This window comes from Massilia varians (assembly GCF_027923905.1).
In the GTDB taxonomy this organism is placed as follows: domain Bacteria; phylum Pseudomonadota; class Gammaproteobacteria; order Burkholderiales; family Burkholderiaceae_D; genus Telluria; species Telluria varians_B.
Genome location: NZ_AP026966.1, coordinates 2,666,148 through 2,682,995, shown reverse-complemented (window position 1 = coordinate 2,682,995; position 16,848 = coordinate 2,666,148). Strand labels below are relative to the sequence as shown.

The 16,848-nt window shown below is 66.8% G+C and carries 20 protein-coding genes; 8 read left to right on the top strand and 12 right to left on the bottom strand.

What is annotated here, in order from left to right; all coding sequences use genetic code 11:
- Window positions 1–5: 5 nt before the first annotated feature.
- From serB to MasN3_RS12195, 3 genes are all read left to right on the top strand, one after another.
- Complete coding sequence (gene serB / locus MasN3_RS12205; RefSeq protein WP_281914493.1) at window positions 6–848, top strand: phosphoserine phosphatase SerB; 843 nt, start codon at window positions 6–8, stop codon at window positions 846–848.
- A gap of 179 nt (window positions 849–1,027) precedes the next feature.
- Window positions 1,028–2,371: an SGNH/GDSL hydrolase family protein gene (locus MasN3_RS12200; RefSeq protein ID WP_281914360.1), complete on the top strand. Its 1,344-nt coding sequence runs from the start codon at window positions 1,028–1,030 to the stop codon at window positions 2,369–2,371.
- 95 nt (window positions 2,372–2,466) lie between these two features.
- Window positions 2,467–2,886, top strand: coding sequence for a hypothetical protein (locus MasN3_RS12195; protein WP_281914359.1), 420 nt, complete (start codon window positions 2,467–2,469; stop codon window positions 2,884–2,886).
- A gap of 60 nt (window positions 2,887–2,946) precedes the next feature.
- Here MasN3_RS12195 and MasN3_RS12190 read toward each other — a convergent pair whose 3' ends face one another.
- The 4 genes from MasN3_RS12190 to MasN3_RS12175 all read right to left on the bottom strand — a co-directional run bounded on the left by MasN3_RS12190 (window position 2,947) and on the right by MasN3_RS12175 (window position 5,404).
- On the bottom strand, window positions 2,947–3,336 hold the full coding sequence (locus MasN3_RS12190) for a cupin domain-containing protein (RefSeq protein ID WP_281914358.1): 390 nt from the start codon (window positions 3,334–3,336) through the stop codon (window positions 2,947–2,949).
- Window positions 3,337–3,418: 82 nt separating this feature from the next.
- Window positions 3,419–3,751 carry a hypothetical protein gene (locus MasN3_RS12185; RefSeq protein WP_281914492.1) on the bottom strand — a complete coding sequence of 111 codons (333 nt, stop codon included), beginning with the start codon at window positions 3,749–3,751 and terminating at the stop codon, window positions 3,419–3,421.
- Window positions 3,752–3,839: 88 nt separating this feature from the next.
- Window positions 3,840–4,622, bottom strand: a complete 783-nt coding sequence (locus MasN3_RS12180; RefSeq protein ID WP_281914357.1) for a Mut7-C RNAse domain-containing protein — start codon at window positions 4,620–4,622, stop codon at window positions 3,840–3,842.
- Complete coding sequence (locus MasN3_RS12175; protein WP_281914355.1) at window positions 4,616–5,404, bottom strand: DUF72 domain-containing protein; 789 nt, start codon at window positions 5,402–5,404, stop codon at window positions 4,616–4,618. The genes MasN3_RS12180 and MasN3_RS12175 overlap by 7 nt, the downstream gene beginning before the upstream one ends.
- A 105-nt stretch (window positions 5,405–5,509) precedes the next feature.
- Here MasN3_RS12175 and trxC point away from each other — a divergent pair, with 105 nt between their 5' ends.
- Complete coding sequence (gene trxC / locus MasN3_RS12170; protein WP_281914354.1) at window positions 5,510–5,947, top strand: thioredoxin TrxC; 438 nt, start codon at window positions 5,510–5,512, stop codon at window positions 5,945–5,947.
- Between the two features lie 118 nt (window positions 5,948–6,065).
- The gene (locus MasN3_RS12165) at window positions 6,066–6,428 is read left to right on the top strand and encodes a DUF4870 family protein (RefSeq protein WP_281914352.1); all 363 of its coding nucleotides are present in this window, start codon (window positions 6,066–6,068) and stop codon (window positions 6,426–6,428) included.
- Here MasN3_RS12165 and MasN3_RS12160 read toward each other — a convergent pair.
- From MasN3_RS12160 to phaC, 5 genes are all read right to left on the bottom strand, one after another.
- The gene (locus tag MasN3_RS12160) at window positions 6,371–7,156 is read right to left on the bottom strand and encodes a putative Ig domain-containing protein (protein ID WP_281914350.1); all 786 of its coding nucleotides are present in this window, start codon (window positions 7,154–7,156) and stop codon (window positions 6,371–6,373) included. The genes MasN3_RS12165 and MasN3_RS12160 overlap by 58 nt on opposite strands.
- 75 nt (window positions 7,157–7,231) lie before the next feature.
- A complete protein-coding gene (locus tag MasN3_RS12155; RefSeq protein ID WP_281914349.1) occupies window positions 7,232–8,395 on the bottom strand; it encodes a cystathionine beta-lyase in 1,164 nt (387 codons plus the stop codon).
- Window positions 8,392–9,834 carry a 30S ribosomal protein S12 methylthiotransferase RimO gene (gene rimO, locus MasN3_RS12150; protein ID WP_281914348.1) on the bottom strand — a complete coding sequence of 481 codons (1,443 nt, stop codon included), beginning with the start codon at window positions 9,832–9,834 and terminating at the stop codon, window positions 8,392–8,394. Before rimO ends, MasN3_RS12155 begins: the two co-directional genes overlap by 4 nt.
- Window positions 9,835–9,960: 126 nt before the next feature.
- Window positions 9,961–10,524, bottom strand: coding sequence for a polyhydroxyalkanoate synthesis repressor PhaR (gene phaR, locus MasN3_RS12145; protein WP_281914347.1), 564 nt, complete (start codon window positions 10,522–10,524; stop codon window positions 9,961–9,963).
- Between the two features lie 236 nt (window positions 10,525–10,760).
- Entirely contained in the window at window positions 10,761–12,503 is a 1,743-nt protein-coding gene (gene phaC, locus MasN3_RS12140; protein ID WP_281914345.1) for a class I poly(R)-hydroxyalkanoic acid synthase, read from the bottom strand.
- 54 nt (window positions 12,504–12,557) lie between these two features.
- Between phaC and MasN3_RS12135 the strand changes: the two genes are divergently transcribed.
- Window positions 12,558–12,779 (top strand): hypothetical protein, encoded by a 222-nt coding sequence (locus tag MasN3_RS12135; RefSeq protein ID WP_281914344.1) that lies wholly within the window; start codon window positions 12,558–12,560, stop codon window positions 12,777–12,779.
- 25 nt (window positions 12,780–12,804) lie between these two features.
- Here the strand turns inward: MasN3_RS12135 and pgeF are convergent, their stop codons facing one another.
- Together pgeF and MasN3_RS12125 are read right to left on the bottom strand one after the other, a co-directional pair.
- Window positions 12,805–13,581: a peptidoglycan editing factor PgeF gene (gene pgeF / locus MasN3_RS12130; protein ID WP_281914343.1), complete on the bottom strand. Its 777-nt coding sequence runs from the start codon at window positions 13,579–13,581 to the stop codon at window positions 12,805–12,807.
- Entirely contained in the window at window positions 13,581–14,594 is a 1,014-nt protein-coding gene (locus tag MasN3_RS12125) for an RluA family pseudouridine synthase (RefSeq protein ID WP_281914342.1), read from the bottom strand. Before MasN3_RS12125 ends, pgeF begins: the two co-directional genes overlap by 1 nt.
- 97 nt (window positions 14,595–14,691) lie before the next feature.
- Between MasN3_RS12125 and MasN3_RS12120 the strand changes: the two genes are divergently transcribed.
- A complete protein-coding gene (locus tag MasN3_RS12120; RefSeq protein ID WP_281914332.1) occupies window positions 14,692–15,528 on the top strand; it encodes an outer membrane protein assembly factor BamD in 837 nt (278 codons plus the stop codon).
- A 51-nt stretch (window positions 15,529–15,579) separates the two neighbouring features.
- Here the strand turns inward: MasN3_RS12120 and yaaA are convergent, their stop codons facing one another.
- The gene (gene yaaA / locus MasN3_RS12115) at window positions 15,580–16,350 is read right to left on the bottom strand and encodes a peroxide stress protein YaaA (RefSeq protein ID WP_281914331.1); all 771 of its coding nucleotides are present in this window, start codon (window positions 16,348–16,350) and stop codon (window positions 15,580–15,582) included.
- A 34-nt stretch (window positions 16,351–16,384) separates the two neighbouring features.
- Here yaaA and MasN3_RS12110 point away from each other — a divergent pair, with 34 nt between their 5' ends.
- Window positions 16,385–16,840: a putative toxin-antitoxin system toxin component, PIN family gene (locus tag MasN3_RS12110; protein ID WP_281914329.1), complete on the top strand. Its 456-nt coding sequence runs from the start codon at window positions 16,385–16,387 to the stop codon at window positions 16,838–16,840.
- Window positions 16,841–16,848 lie beyond the last annotated feature (8 nt).

Genomic DNA, 16,848 nt, shown 5'->3' with positions numbered 1-16,848 from the left:
TGACGATGAACCTGGTGCTGCAGGGGCCGCAGGCCTCTTTCGACACGCTCGAGGGCCTGGCCGCGCTGGCCAAGCCAAGCCGCGAGACCCGCCTCGGCGACCATGCCCTGCGCTGCGAGGATGTCCCTTTCTCGGCGCAGCTGAAGGACCGCGTCGACGCCGCTGCCTTCGAGGCCGGGGTCGATGCCTGCTTCATCGAAGCCGGGCGCACGCTGCGTGATTTCGGCCTGGTGGCCATGGACATGGACTCGACCCTGATCACCATCGAGTGCATCGACGAGATCGCCGACATGCAGGGCCTCAAGCCCCAGGTGGCCGAGATCACCGAGGCGGCCATGCGCGGCGAACTGGATTTCGCGGCCAGCCTGACGCGCCGCGTGGCCCTGCTCGAAGGGCTCGCTGCGTCAAGCCTGGAGCGCGTCTACGACGAGCGCCTGCGCATCTCGATGGGCGGCGAAGCGATGCTGAAGGCAGTGCAGGCGGCGGGACTGAAGACCCTCCTGGTGTCGGGCGGCTTCACCTTCTTCACCGAGCGCCTGCAGCAGCGCCTGTCGCTCGACGTCGCGCATGCGAACGTGCTGGAGGTGGCGGACGGCAAGCTGACCGGCCGCGTGCTCGGCGGCATCGTCGATGCGGAAGAAAAGATGCGTACCGTCCAGCGCGTCTGCGCGCAGTACGGCCTGGAGCCGCGCCAGGCCATCGTGATGGGCGACGGCGCCAACGACCTGAAAATGATGGGCATCGCCGGCCTGTCGGTGGCCTTCCGCGCCAAGCCGGTGGTGCGCGCGCAGGCCGCGCTAGCCCTGAACTTCTCGGGCCTGGATGGTCTGCTCACGGTTCTCCAGTGAATGTGATGAGTTTACGGAACCTTGTTCATTGACATAAGTTTCCGATAGTTCGTTTGTTCCGTAAGAAACCAAGAGGCAGCTCAAGGAAACTGACGCGCATGATTGGATGAGCAGCGCTGCTGGTCTATGGTATTGGTGCGGCCGCGCCGCGGCTGCGCCTCACTCGTCAGGAGCATGCCATGTCCATTCCGGCCTTCCGCACGTCGCTTCCGTCCGTTTCCGATTCCCATCCACACGATTCTGCCCACACGTGCAGCACTCCCGACCACAACCGGCGGCGCTTCGTCCTCGGCGTGCCGGCCCTGGCAGGCAGTCTAGCCTTGGCGCCCTTCGGTGCCGCGGCACAGTCGCTGCCCGGCTGGTGCGCAAGCTGGGGATGCGCGCCGGCCGGACCGGCCCCCGCCGGCAGCTACTACGATTACAACTTCAGCGGCCAGACAATCCGCATGGCCGTACGCGCCAGCATCGGCGGCAACCGCGTGCGCGTGCGCCTGTCGAACCAGATGGGCAGCGCGCCGCTCGCCATCGACGCCGCCTGGATCGGCCTGCGCGGCAGCGCGCAAGCGGTCGTCGCGGGCTCGAACCATCCGCTGACCTTCGGCGGCAGGAGCTACGTCAGCATCCAGCCCGGCGCCGCCGTCCTGTCCGATCCCCTGTTCTTCCAGCTCGCCCCTTTCGCCGACCTGGCCATCAGCCTGTATTTTCCCGCCAGCGCGCCGGCCAGGGCCAGCACGCTGCACCGTGACTCCTGGTCCTCGACCTATGTCGCCACGGGCAATGCGGCGGCCAACACCACGTTCAGCTATACGCGCAGCTTCGCGTCCTGGCCCTTCCTCACCGAAGTGGACGTCGACGTCGGCGCGCCCTGCGTCGTGGCGATCGGCGACTCGCTCACCGACGGCCAGGGCAGCACCGTGAACCAGAACCGGCGCTGGCCGGACTACCTGGCGCGCCGGCTGCAGGCGGAGCTGGGCACGGCGGGACGGATCGGGGTGGTGAACCGGGGGATCGCCGGCAACCGGCTACTGGTGGACGACCCGAACGCGCTGCTGGCCGGCCACGACGTGCTCGAACGCTTCGATTGGGACGTGCTGGCCACGCCCGGGGTCGAGTCCGCGATCGTGGCGATCGGCATCAACGACATCATCCTGGCGTCCAGTACCGCCCTGACCCGGATGCGCGACGACCTGATCAACGGATATCGCCAGCTGATCATGCGCGCGCGGGCACGCGGCGTCACGATCGTCGGGGCGACGCTGCCGCCGATCCAGGGTTCCGGGCGAAACTCGGCGGCGCGCGAAACCGTGCGCCAGCAGGTCAACAGCTGGCTGCGTACGGCCAACGCGTTCGACGCCCTGGTCGACTGGGACCGGGTGCTGGCCGATCCGGCGGCGCCGGACTACCTGCGCAGTGCGTACAACAGCGGCGACGGGCTGCACCCGAACGATGCCGGCTACCAGGCCCTGGCCGCTGCCGTGCCGCTGCGGCGATTGACCGCGCTGAGCGCGCCGGAGGTCGGCTGAGCGGATGTCGCGGGCCCGGGCGTCTGTAACAGGGTGTAATTTCGCGCGGCACAGTGCACCGATTTTCCTATCATGATGGCATCAGGAGGACCGTCATGAAGAAACTCATCATTGTTACCGCGTCGCTGGCCGTGCTGGCCGGCTGCGCTGCGCCCGGCCCGAACTACTACGGCAGCCAGGCCTATCCGCGTTCTGGCGATCCGAGCCAGTGGCAGGTCGTGTCCGTCACGCCGGTGCCCTTGGGCACCGGCGCCCGTGCGGCCGCCGCCGGGGACGCCGGAACCACCACCTATAGCAGCGCACCGGTGGTGGTGCAGCAGGCGCCGGTCTATGTGCAGCCGGCGCCGGTCTACGTGCCGCAGCCGGTGTACGTGCCGGAGCCGATCTACCAGCCGCGCTACTACTATCCGCCGGTCTCGATCGGTCTCGGCTTCAACTTCGGCCGCGGCTGGGGGCACCATCGCGGCTGGGGCGGCCACATCGGCACCCGTTTCCCCTACCATTGGCGGCGCTGAGCGCATGCGCATAGAAAGGCCGGCACGCATGCCGGCCTTTTTCATGCCCGCGGCAAGCCGTCAATGGCCGTGGTGCTGGCGTTCGTACTCGTCCGCCTCGGCCTTGGTGGCGTGGACGATGCCGTCCGGATGCTCCGGCGGAGTGTACAGGGTGTACAGGCGCATCGGCTCGGTCTTCGAGGTATTGATGACGTTATGCTCGGTGCCGGCCGGGACCACCACCGCGACGCCGTCTTCCAGCTTGTGCTCTTCGCCATCCAGGATGGCGACGCCCTCGCCCGCCTCGACGCGGATGAACTGGTCGTGGCCTTCATGCTGCTCGAGGCCGATCTCTTCGCCCGGCTGCAGGGTCATGATGACCAGTTGGCTGCGCGCGGTGGTGTAGAGCACTTCGCGGAAGTTGTTTCCGGCCAGGGTTTTCTCTTCGATGTTGATGCTGTAGCCCGACATTGCTGTTCTCCTGATGAATGCATGCGGCTGTTGCCGCCTCGTGCACATTGTATAAGAGCCAAGCGAAACGCGTGCGGCGGCGCTAGCGGGAAGCAAACAGGTCGTGGGCATCCAGCAAGGCGTAGGCAATCTCGGGGCGCTCGTTCAGGCAGCGGCGCACCGCCGCCGGCACCGACTGGCGCGCTTTCTTGCACAAGCCGGGTTTTTCTTCCAGCACGACGATGATCCCGCGCACCGTGCGCACCTCGTTCGGGCCCGGCTCGATGCGCAGCTCGGCGCCCAGGTTCTTGCGGATCAGCTCCTGCACGTGCTTGAGGTCGGCGTAGCTCTCGACGCGCTCGATGCGCTCGACCAGCTTCTGTTCCTGCTGGCGGGTCAGCGCCAGCGGCCGGTGGTCGGCCCCGGGATCGGCCATCACACGGTCGCGTTCGCACACGCAGGCGCCCGGCGGGCACTCCGTGCGGACGGGGAAAGGAAACGGCGGAAGGTGCTCGCTCACGCTGTCAGGAATGGGAGTCAGGGGTCGGCGGCAATTCTACATCAGCCGGGGGCGCCGCCACGCCCCGCAGGAGCGCTGCCATGCGCGCGTGGTGCGAGCCCTTCCAGTACACCCGGCCGCAGTGGCGGCACGTGGTGAACTCCCGGTGCAGCTCGGCGACCCGCGGCGGCAGGCGCCCGGCGACCACCGCCTTGGCGACCGGGTGCAAGGGCAGGTTGCAGTGCAGGCACAGCGAGAACGGCCGCATCCCGGGGCCCAGACGCAGGCGCGCAAACAGCTCGCGCAGCTGCGCCTCGGGCGCGAGCGCGTGCAGGTAGCAGCCCAGTTCGACGCCGCGGCGCTTGAGCAGGTCGCGATCGCGCGTGAGCAGCACCCGCCCTTCCTCGAACGCGATGCGCTCGAGCTGCCCGTCCTGGTAATGGTTGTCGTAGAGCGTGTCGTAGCCGGCCATGCGCAGCAGCCGCGCCAGCGCGCCCAGGTGGGCGTCGGCCACGAAGCGCAGGCGCCCTTCGGGCCAGTGGCGCAGGCGCTGCAGCGGGCGCACGTCGAGCGTCCCGAAGGCCGGATAGGCGGCCACCCGGTCGCCTTCGCGCAGGAGGTGATCGAAGCCGCTCGACGCGCCGTTGACCAGCAGTAGCTCGACTTCCGTGTGCGGCACGCCCAGCGCCTCGATCATGTGCTTGGCCGTGGCCGCGCGCGCGCACGGGGTGCTGAATTCGCGCCCGCGCCGTTCGCGCGGCAGGAAGTCGCCGAGCACGTCGTAGAAGCGGAAGCTGGCGGTCACCATGGCGCTGGCGGTATGGCGGACTCGTCCAGCATCTGCCCGTCCGGGCCGTGCAGCAGTTGCAGGGCGTTCGGCACGGCCTCGAAGGCCGCCGTGTTATCGAACACGCACCAGCAGGTGCGCCCGGCCGCCGTCTGGCGCGCCAGTTCGCGCCGCACCGACTCGACATACTCCGGCGAGTATCTGGAGTAGTAGATGCGCGGCGTGCCGTGCAGGCGCACGTAGACCGCGTCGCTGCTGGTCGGCACGTGCGGGCCGGGCTGGCCGGCGGCGGGGTCGGCGATCACGCGGGTGACGCGGCTTTCGGCCAGCAGCGCGGTCGCCGCCTCCGAGAACCAGCCCGGATGGCGCGCCTCGAACGCGATGGTCGTGCCGAAGAGCGCATGCAGCTGGCGGAAGAAGCTGCGGGCGGTCTCGTCGACGAAGCCGAACTTGGGCGGCAGCTGCACCAGCAGGCAGCCCAGCTTGTCGCCCAGCTCCCCGGCCTCGGCGGCGAACTGCACCAGCAGCTGCTCCACGTCTTCCATGCGGGCGTCGTGCGTGATCGCCCGCGGCACCTTGACCGCGAAGCGGAAGTCGTCGGGCACGCAGGCGGCCCACTTGGCATAGGTCGCCGGACGGTGCGGACGGTAGAAGGACGAGTTGATTTCGACCATGGGAAACACGGCGGCGTAGCGTTCCAGGTGGCTGCCCTCGACGGGAAACGAAGAGGCATCGGCCTTGGGCAGGCTCCAGCCGGCACAGCCGACCAGCAGGCGGCCCGGCACATTGGCGTGATCTGTCATAAATCTGGCAATGATGGCAATGACGCCATTCTACGAAACGCGCTGCGAGGGCGGCGCATGATGTTCCGCTTACAATACCCAGGTCTGTCAACGAAGGAGGACCCGATGAGCGAACCGATCCATATCGTCTGCCCGCACTGCGATGCGGTGAACCGGCTGGCGCCCGAGCGACTGCGCGATGCGCCCGTGTGCGGCAAGTGCGCCCAGGCCCTGTTTACCGGCCGCCCGCTCGACGTCGACAGCGCGCGTTTCCAGAAACATGTGGGCCGCAACGACATTCCGGTGCTGGTCGATTTCTGGGCCGAGTGGTGCGGCCCCTGCAAGATGATGGCGCCGCACTTCGCCCAGGCGGCGCAGCGGCTCGAGCCGGCGCTGCGCCTGCTCAAGGTCGATACCGAACGCAGCCAGGACCTGGCGGCACAGTTCGCCATCCGCAGCATCCCGACCCTGGCGCTGTTCCGTGGCGGCCGCGAAGTGGCGCGCCAATCCGGGGCCATGGATGCCGGCCGCCTGGCCGCCTGGGTCGAATCGCAGCTGAGGTGAGACCGCGGCGCCGGTCTTGAAGAAGCCGCCTTCGGCCCTCATGTTGGCAAAACGGCAGCACTGGCTGCTACAATCGTCGCCTACGGGGCGTTCCCGTGTTCCTCTAAGGAGAAAACTGATGTCGCAAGACCTGGTAATGGATCGCGGAACCGAGGACGCCAAGCAGTTCGCGCGTATCCTGTACGTCGCCCACGCCCTGACCTTCCTGTTCTCGGCCGGCCTGCTGTCGCTCCTGGTGCTGATCGTCAACTACGTCAAGCGTCCGGAGACCCAGGGCACCATCGTGTACTCGCATCACACCTGGATGATCCGGGCGTTCTGGTGGTACCTGGTGTGGTCGGTCGTCGCCTGGGTGCTGGCGATCACCATCATCGGCATCCCGATCGCGCTGATCGTGTGGGGAGCGGCCTGGCTGTGGGCGGCCTACCGCATCATCCGCGGCTTCCTCGACCTGAACAGCAATCGCCCGATGCCGGTCTGAAGCAGGCGGGCGGCCCGTCCGCCCCGCATCCGGCAAGAAGAAAGGGACGTTCGCGCCAGCGCGAACGTCCCTTTTTTTGTGCCCCTGCGCCTGTCCTCGATCAGACGATGAACAGCTCCGCGCCATGGCCGCCATGCACGCCGACCAGCTGGGCATGGCCGCCATCGTCGACGCCATACTGGTAGCCGCTCTCGAGCGCCGGCGCCATCAGCATCTTGCCGTTGACCTTCTGGCTGGCCTGCAGGAACCCACGGGTTGTCCACCGGCGGGCTGTCCTTGTCGGTCTGCTGGCCGTTCGGCGCCACGTCGACACCGTTGCCGCCGCCGTTGTTGCCGTGGTTGACGTGCAGCTTGAACACGTCCGAGACCGACAGGTTGGCGCCGGCGCCGCTGGCCTTGTCGGTCGCGCTCAGGCGCACGTCGAAGGACGTGACCTGCTTCGGCGCGGTGCCGGAGAAGGTGCCGGTGGCGCCGTCGAACTTCAGCCACGACGGCAGGGCCGAGCCGTCGGCCAGGGTCGCCGAGTAGACCAGGGTACCGCCCTGGTCGACGTCGACGAAGCTGCCGGCCGGCAGCTGGAACCAGAACGCCTTGTTGAAGTTGACGTGCATGTCGGCCAGTGCCTTGGCCAGGATCGGCGCGTCGTTGGTGCCGGCGATCGTGATGTCGAGCGAGGACAGGAGCGAGGCGAAGCCGTCGCTGCCGGTGTAGTCGAAATGCTCGGCCACGCTCGCGCCGCGGCCTAGCGCCGCGATTTGCGGTATGGCGCCGGCCGGTCGCGGTCGACCGCCGGCGGGGCGGGTTTACAGCCGGGCCAGGGCCTGCTCGATATCGGCGATCAGGTCGCGCGTGTCTTCCAGGCCGATATTAAAACGCACCAGCACGCCCTGCTCCTGCCACTGGCTGCGGATCGCCCGGATCCGGTAAGGCATCACCAGGCTGTTCGGGCCGCCCCAGCTGTAGCCAAGGCCGAACAGTTGCAGGGAATCGACGAAGCGGTCGGTCTGCTCCTCGGTATAGCGCGGATCGAACAGCACCGAGAACAGGCCGCCAGCGCCGCTGAAGTCGCGGCGCCAGTTCGCGTGGCCCGGACAGTCCTCGAAGGCCGGGTGCAGCACCTTGGCGATCTCCGGGCGCGCCTTGAGCCAGGCCGCCACCTTGCGCGCCGCCCCGTCGTGCGCCTCGAAGCGCAGCTTCATGGTCGGCAGGCCACGCATCACCAGGTAGGCATCGTCGGCGCCGACGCCCAGGCCGAGGCGCATGTGCGCCTGCGCCAGGCGCTCGTTCAAGCCACCGTCCCGGGTGATCACCGCGCCCATCAGGAGGCCGGCCCCGCCCGACTGGTACTTGGTCAGCGCATGCATGACGATGTCGGCGCCGACGTCGAAACCGCGCAGGGCCAGGCCGGCGGACCAGGTGTTGTCGAGCGCGACCGGCACGCCCTTGTCCTTGGCGGCCCGGCAGATGGCCGGCAGGTCCGGCACTTCCATCGAGACCGAACCGGGGGCCTCGGTCCAGACCAGCTTCGTGTTCGGCTGAATCAGATCGGCGATGCCGCTCCCCACCATCGGGTCGTAGAAACGGGCGCTCACGCCGAAGTCTTGCGACAGCCAGCGTCCCAGTTCGCGGTTCGGGTTATAGACGTTTTCCGGCAGCAGCACGTCGTCGCCGCTCTTCAGGAGCGCGAAGTTGATCATCGCGATCGCCGCCAGGCCGGACGGCGCCAGCAGGCAGTGCGCGCCGCCTTCGACCTGCGCCAGGCGCGCTTCCAGGGTAAACGTGGTCGGCGTGCCATGCAGCCCGTAGGTGTAGGCGCTCTTGTCCTTCCACTGCCCGGAGCGCATCGCGGCCACGTTCTCGAACAGGACCGTGGAGGCGCGGTGCACGCCGGGCGGGAAGGCCTCGAAACCGCCAGGCGCCTCGTAGTCGCTGTGGATCAGCGAGGTCTGCACGGTTTTCGTGTTCATGCCACGGTGGCCCACAGGTCGTGCGCATCGGCCTTGGTAATCACCACGTCGATGAACTGGCCCACCTGCGGTTTTGCCTTGCCCGGCTGGAGGGCGCGCTTGATGTGGACCACGCCGTCGATTTCCGGCGCGTCGGCGGCGGTGCGTCCCACGGCCTCACGGGCGCCGACTTCGTCGACCAGCACCCGCATGGTCTTGCCGACCTTGGCCTGCATGCGCTTGAGGGAAATCTCTTCCTGCAGCAGCATGACGCGGGCGCGGCGCTCTTCGCGTACGCTCTCCGGCACCGGATCGGCCAGCTCGTTGGCGGTCGCGCCCTCCACCGGCGAATAGGCGAAGCAGCCCAGGCGGTCGATCTGCGCTTCGCGCAAGAAATCCAGCAGGTATTCGAACTCCTCCTCGGTCTCGCCCGGGAAGCCGGCGATGAAGGTGGAGCGGATGGTCAGGTCCGGGTTCATCTTGCGCCATGCCAGGATGCGGTCCAGGTTCTTCTCGCCGCTGGCCGGGCGCTTCATGCGCTTGAGGACGTCCGGGTGCGCGTGCTGCATCGGGATGTCGAGGTAAGGCAGCACGTGGCCGTCGCCCATCAGGGGGATGACCTGGTCGACGTGCGGGTAGGGATAGACGTAGTGCATGCGCACCCAGGCGTCGTACTGGCGCGCCATCTTGCCCAGTTCCTCGGTGAGCTGGGTCATGTGGGTCCGGACCGGGCGGCCGTTCCAGAAGCCGAGGCGGAACTTGACGTCGACGCCGTAGGCGCTGGTGTCCTGCGAGATGATCAGGAGTTCCTTGACGCCGGCCTTGAACAGGTTTTCCGCTTCCTGCAGCACCTCGTGGATCGGACGCGAGACCAGGTCGCCGCGCATCGACGGGATGATGCAGAAGCTGCAGCGGTGGTTGCAGCCTTCCGAGATCTTCAGGTAGGCGTAGTGCTTCGGGGTGAGCTTGACGCCGTGGTCCGGCACCAGGTCGACGAAGGGATCGTGCGGCTTGGGCAGGTGCAGGTGGACCGATTCCATCACCTCGGCGACGGCGTGCGGGCCGGTCACGGCCAGCACCTTCGGGTGCACCTTGGTGATGATGTCCGCGCCGTCCGCGTCCTTCTTGGCGCCGAGGCAGCCGGTGACGATGACCTTGCCGTTTTCGGCCAGCGCCTCGCCGATCGCATCGAGCGACTCCTGCACCGCGGCGTCGATGAAGCCGCAGGTATTGACGATCACCAGGTCGGCGCCGTCATAGGACTTGGCGGTCTCGTAGCCTTCGGCGCGCAGCTGGGTCAGGATCTGCTCGGAATCGACCAGCGCCTTCGGGCAGCCGAGCGACACGAAGCCGACCTTGGGCGCCGCCACGCCGGCGGCCGGGCTCGGGATGACGAGCGGCGGCGCGGCTGGCTCAGCGGCGGTGGTGGCGGAAGCAGGAATACGGCGGAGTTCGGTCATGGGCGGACGACAAAGAATCTGGGCAATCCGCGATTGTACCCGAACCGGGTGTGCCGGTGCTACCTTGGGGAGGGTTTGCCGGCCCGGGAAAGGGCCGGCGGATGTGTCGAATCGGCGACTTGTTGATTACTTCTTGTCGTTCGGCGGCGTCATGCCCGGAAACGGGAAGGCGCCGAACATCGCCTTGCTCTGGCTCTGCATCTGCTCCTGCATCTGCAGGAACAGGTTCTTCGACTGATCGATGTAGTTGTTCATCATGCCCTGCATCATCGGGCCCTGGACGTTCATGAACTGGGTCCACATCTCCGGGCTGAAGGGCTTGCCTTCGAGGGCGCCGGCGGCATTGCTGGTGAACTTGTTCTGGATGTCGGTGAAGGCCTGCACGTTCTTTTCCAGGTAGGAGCCCATCATGCCCTGCATCGCGTGGCCGTAGTAGCGGATGATCTGGGCCAGGACCGAGCTCGAGAACATCGGGATGCCGTTGGCCTCTTCTTCCAGGATGATCTGGAGCAGGATGCTGCGGGTCAGGTCTTCGTTGGTCTTGGCATCGACGACGGTGAACTCGTCGGCGTCGAGCACCAGTTGCTTCACGTCGGTCAGGGTGATATAGGAACTGGTCTGGGTATCGTACAGACGGCGGTTCGGGTATTTCTTGATCAGGCGTTCAGTACTTTTTTTCACACTGCTCATCTCATGTCTCTCATTGTGCGTTGCGGCAGCATCGGCCGCACGCTATTTTTTCTTGATTGGTAACCAGAAAACCCGGCCTGCGGCCAGTTCCGCAAAGCAGCTTTATTGCCTTGCGGGACGGACAAGGCCACACCATACCACGACCCGCGCGCAGGTGCAGCAATTATTAGACTACAAACGTCCGTGATTATTTTGATATGCACGGCGGGCGAAAATTCGCCCGCCGCGCCAGGCCATCAGTCCGCGCGGGCCTTGACGTAGCGCCCCGGCGCCGCCTCGATCGGCCGGTGGCGCTCGTTCCCGAACGCATCCGGGGCCGGTACGTCGGCCCCGCCGTGCTGCGCCAGGAAGCTGGCCCATTCCGGCCACCAGCTGCCCTTGTGTTCAAGCGCCCCGGCAAACCAAGCCTCAGCCGTCTTCGGGCGCGCCTTGCCGGTCTTGTCGTTGATCCAGTAGCTGCGCTTGTTCTTGGATGCCGGATTGATCACGCCCGCAATGTGGCCCGAAGCGCCCAGCACGTAGCGGTTCGCCTTCGGATTCCTGGGATTGAGCAGGTTCATCGAGGCGAACGCGGCTTCCCAGGGCACGATGTGGTCTTCCTTCGAGCCGTACAGGAATACCGGGCAGTCGATCTTGCCCAGATCCACGGGCACGCCGCACACGCTCAGGGCGCCCGGCGTTTTCAGCTTGTTCTCGAGGTAGGTGTTGCGCAGGTACCAGCAGAACATCGGGCCCGGCAGATTGGTGCTGTCGGCGTTCCAGTACAGCAGGTCGAAGGCCGGCGGCTCCTTGCCCTTGAGGTAGTTCTGCTGGACGTAATTCCACACCAGGTCGTTCGGCCGCAGGGCCGAGAAGGTGGTGGCCAGGTCGCGGCCCGGCATCAGGCCGCCGCCGCCCAGGGTCTGTTCGCGCAAGCTGACCTGGGCCTCGTCCACGAAGACTTCCAGCACGCCGGTGTCCTGGAAGTCGAGCAGCGTGGTCAGCAGCGACAGGCTGGCGGCCGGCTGCTGGCCGCGCGCGGCCAGCACCGCCAATGCGGTGGCGGCGATGGTGCCGCCCACGCAGAATCCGAACACATGGGTCTTGTCCTGCCCGCTGATCTCGCGCACCACCTCGATCGCCTTGATCGCGCCCGTCTCGACGTAGTCGTCCCAGCGCAGCTTGGCCAGATCGCGGTCCGGGTTACGCCAGGACACCATGAACACCGTATTGCCCTGCTCCACGACATAGCGCACCAGCGAATTCTCCGGCTGCAGGTCGAGGATGTAGAACTTGTTGATGCACGGCGGGATCATCAGGAGCGGCACCGCCTTCACGCTCGGCGTGGCCGGCGTGTACTGGATCAGCTGGAAGAGCTCGTTCTCGAACACCACCTGGCCCGGCGCGGTGCCGACGTTGCGGCCGACCTCGAAGGCCGATTCGTCGGACTGCGAGATGCGGCCCTTCTGCATGTCGGCCAGCATATTCGCCAGGCCCTTGGTGAGGCTCTCGCCCTTGGTCTCGATCAGCTTCTTCTGCGCCTCCGGGTTGGTGGCGAAGAAGTTGGCCGGCGACATGGCATCAACCATCTGCTGGACCGCGAAGCGGATCTTCTGGCGCTCGCGCGGGCCGGCCTCGACGGCGTCGGCCAGGGCCAGCATGAATGCCGAGTTCAACAGGTAGGAGGCGGCCGAAAAGGCCGACATCGGGTTGTCGCGCCATTCGGAGCTGGAAAAGCGCTTGTCGTGGATCTCGGGGGTCTTGCCGCTGACAAAATCCTGCCACAACTGGCCAGCCTTTTTCAGGTAGTCGTCACGCAGGCCGTCCAGCTTTGCCGGGGCGATGCCGACGCCGAAATCCTTCAGCACGCCCGCCAGCGGGTTGGCGCCGGCGGCGGGCGGGGTCATGGCCGGCATCGTCATCCAGCCCTGCCACACGCTCGGGTCGGTGAACTGGCTCATCCAGGAGGCGGCGAAAGCTTGGGGGTCAGGCATGTTCATGTCGGCGTCCGTTGTTTAGAATCGGGGTACAGAATAAAAACCTTGGGAAAGCTCATGTGGATCGTCGCCGTTGCCTGGATTTATGTCGTCGCCCTGATGGCGGCGACCGAACCGACCGTGGTGCACGGCGTGATGACGTTCCTGTTCTATTGCGCCCTGCCATTATCCATTGTTTTTTATCTCACAGGGTCAAAACGGCGGCGCGCGCGGCGCGAAGCGCAGGCCAGGAGCAACGCGGCAGCGCCCCCGGGCGAGGCGCCGGGCGGCGGCGATTGAGCATTGTGGGCTTGCGCCATCCTGCTTACTTGAGCCAGATCAAGCTGGCCTGGCGGCCGGTGACGCGGTCACGGCGATACGAATAAAAGCGCTGGGGCGCGCCGGAGGTGCACATGCCCCCGCCATGGACGCGGGTCACGCCGTCAAGCGCCAGCATCAGGCGCGCCAGCGCGAACATGTCGGCCAAATATTTTACCGGTTGGTCAAATTTTGGCCTGAACGCCGCCTGCGTGGCGTCGCCCGGCATGGCGGCAAGGAAGGCCTCGCGCACGTCCTCGCCCACTTCGAAAGCCTGCGGGCCGATCGCCGGCCCCATCCAGGCGGTGATCTCGCCTGCGCCGGAAGCGCGCATCGCGCGCACCGTCTCGCCCAGCACGCCGGCGGCCAGCCCGCGCCAGCCCGCGTGGGCCGCGCCCACCACCTTGCCCTCGAGGTCGGCAAACAGCACCGGCAGGCAGTCGGCGGTGAGGATGGCGCACACCACGCCCGGCTCGGCCGTGACGCTGGCGTCGCCGGTGCGCACCGGCTGGTTCACGCCCACCGTGCAGGCATCGACCACCTCGGCGCCATGCACCTGCGCGATCCAGGCCGGACGGCCCGGCAGCCAGGCCTCCAGGCGCTCGCGGTTGGCGCGCACGGCGTCCGGATCGTCGCCGCAGTGCATGCCCAGGTTGAGACCGCCGCCGCCCTTGCCGTCGCCGTAGGGGCCCTGGCTCACGCCGCCGTCGCGGCTGGTCGCCAGCGCGCCCACGTTCGGCGGCAGATCGGGCCAGTCCGGCCATACCAGCGCGGAGCGCTCCATCACGCTTCGGCGCCGCTGTCGTCGTCGCCCGGCTCCTCGATGCCGGCCTTCGCGATCAGCTCGGCGAAGTCGGCGGCCAGCGGCACCGTCCATTCGCAGGCTTCGCCGCTGCCGGGATGCACCAGGCCGAGGCGGCGCGCCTGTAGCGCCTGGCGGTGGAACACCGGCACCAGGTGCTGCTTGCCGTAGACCGCGTCGCCCACCAGCGCGAAGCCCAGGTGCTGCATGTGGACGCGGATCTGGTGGGTGCGTCCGGTCTCCAGGCTGCAGCGCACCAGGCTGACCGGGCGGCGGTCCAGGCTGCCCACGGCAACGCGCTGGTAATGGGTGATCGCCGGCTTGCCGAACATCCCGGTCGACACCGCCATCTTGACGCGGTCGCGCGGGTGGCGGCCCATCGCCGCGTTGACGGTGCCGGACAATTGCGGCGTGCCCCACACCAGCGCAAAATATTCGCGCTTGACGCTGCGCGCCTGCAGCTGGCGCACCAGGTCGGTCTGGGCCGCCAAGGTCTTGCCGACCACCATCAGGCCGCTGGTATCCTTGTCAAGGCGGTGCACGATGCCGGCACGCGGCACGCCCACCAGTTGCGGGCAATGGTGCAGCAAACCGTTGAGCAGCGTGCCCGACCAGTTGCCGGCGCCCGGGTGCACCACCAGGCCGGCCGGCTTGTTGATGACGATGATGTCCTCGTCCTCATGGACGATGTCCAGCGCGATCGGTTCGGGCGCGAATGCCGTGTCTTCCGGCGCGGCCTGCGGTTCGATGAGCACGGTTTCGTCGCCGTAGGCGGTGTCCTTGCCGCGCGCCGGCTTGCCGTCGACCTTGACGAAGCCGCCTTCGAACCAGAGCTGCAGGCGGCTGCGCGAGAACTGCGGCACCAGGCCGGCGATCACCTTGTCGAGGCGCTGGCCGCAGACCTCGGGGTTCAAGTGCAGGGTGATCGGAGACAGGTCCGGACCGGCGGGGAGTTCGAACCCCACCTCATCGTCGAGGTCAGAGTCTAATGGCATTTCCGCCGAATTCGGCGCAGGAGTTAATATCACGTGAGTCCCATCGGCTATAATCAGCCGTTCGTTGAATCTAGGTAAAACTTTCTTGCAAAGAGCTATGCAAAAAAAATTGTCTGTGTTGGTCGTCGCTTGCGCCCTCAGTCTGTCCGCCTGCAACATCTTGCCGAAGGCGGACGACAAGGCCAAAAATCTGACAGCGGAGAAATTATACGCTGAGGCACGCGATGAGATGAACGGCGGCCACTATGAATCGGCCATCAAGCTGTTCCAGCAGCTCGAATCGAACTACCCGTTCGGCACCTATGCTGCGCAAGCGCAGATGGAAATTGCGTACGCCCATTACAAGGCGGGTGACCAGGCCGAGGCGCTGGCCGCGGTCGAGCGCTTCATCAAGCTGCACCCGAACCACGCCCAGGTCGACTATATGTATTACCTGCGTGGCCTGATCAACTTCAACGACCAGATCGGCTTCCTGAGCTTCATCTACGCGCAGGACCCGACCGAGCGCGATCCGAAAGCCACCCGCGAAGCCTTCGCGGCCTTCAAGGCCCTGGTCGACAAGTTCCCGAACAGTAAGTACCGCGAAGACTCGATCGCGCGCATGAACTACCTGGTGGGCGCCATGGCCCAGTACGAAGTGCACGTGGCGAACTACTACTTCCGCCGCGGCGCCTTCCTGGCGGCGCTCAACCGCGCCCAACTCGCCGTGCAGGAATACAGCGACGCGCCGGCCCGCGAGGAAGCCCTGTTCCTCATGATGCGCTCCTACGACAAGCTCGGCATGCCGGTGCTGCGCGACGACACCCAGCGCGTGCTGGTGCTGAACTACCCGAACAGCCGCTTCCTGAATCCGAACGCCGCCGGCGATGCGCCGTGGTGGCGCTTCTGGTCGAAATCGGGCCCGAAGGTCGCGCCGAAAGACGCGCTGCAGTAAGCAGGCAGGCGCGGCCGGCCGCCCCCGCGGCCGCCGCCGCGCCCTGCCCGTTCAGGCCGCCTGCTTGCGGCGGAACACCCAGGTGTGCTCGCTCGAGCTTGCGGCATCGAAGGCGTAGCCGTCGACGTCGAAATCCTTGAGCTGCTGCGCATCGAGAATGCCGTGCTGCGCCGCATAACGCGCCATCAGGCCGCGCGCGCGCTTGGCGAAGAACGAGATGATCTTGTACTTGCCGTTCTTCCAGTCCTCGAACACCGGGGTGATCACCGGCACGTCCAGCAGCTTGGGCTTGACCGACTTGAAGTACTCTTCCGACGCCAGGTTGACCAGCGCCTCCGCCTTCGTTGCCGCAACCTGCGCGTTGAGCGCCTGCGTCACGCGCTCGCCCCAGAAGGCGTAGAGATTGCTGCCGCGCGGGTTCTTCAGGCGCGTGCCCATTTCCAGGCGATACGGATGCATGCGGTCCAGCGGGCGCAGCAGGCCATACAGGCCCGACAGGATGCGCAGGTGGCGCTGGGCGTAGTCGATCTCTCCGGCCTGCAGCGAGCGCGCATCGAGCCCCGCATAGACGTCGCCGTTAAAGGACATGAGGGCCTGGCGCGCCTCGGCATGGTCTTCGCTCCAGTGTGCGTAGCGCGACACGTTGAGCATGGCCAGGCTGTCCGACAGGTCCATCAGTTCGGCGATCTGGCCGGGCGAATAGGCACGCAACACCTGGACCAGTTCGGCGGCGTGCGGGATGAAATCCGGGGTGGTGGCTTGCTCGGTGGTGCTTGGGGATTCGAGGTCGAGGGATTTGGCGGGCGACAGGACAATCAGCATCGGTTTACATTGCATTACTAAAAAAATTTCCCACATGATACCCGTTCCACCGAAACCCATCGTCATCGACACCAACGTCTGCCTCGACCTGTTCGTGTTCCGCGACCCGCGCTTCCTGCCCCTGCTGGCGGCGCTGGAGTCGGGCGAACTGGTCGCCGTGACGCGCGCGGATTGCCGCGACGAATATCTCGCCGTGCTGAAGTACCCGCACCTGCCGCTCGACGAGGGCAGCCGTGCCGAGGCGGCGCAGCGCTTCGACGCCCTGCTGCGGGTGGTGGCGCCCGATGCCAAGCACGTGCGCCTGCCGGTGTGCACCGACCGCGACGACCAGAAATTCCTGGAGATCGCACGCGACGCCGAGGCCGAGGTGCTGGTCACCAAGGACAAGGCCCTGCTCAAGCTGGGCCGCCGCACCGCGCGCGAAGGCCTGTTTAGCATCATGCAGCCCGAGGCCTGGCTCAAGGCGCGGCCGGCAAGCATCGTAGAATGACAGCGTCG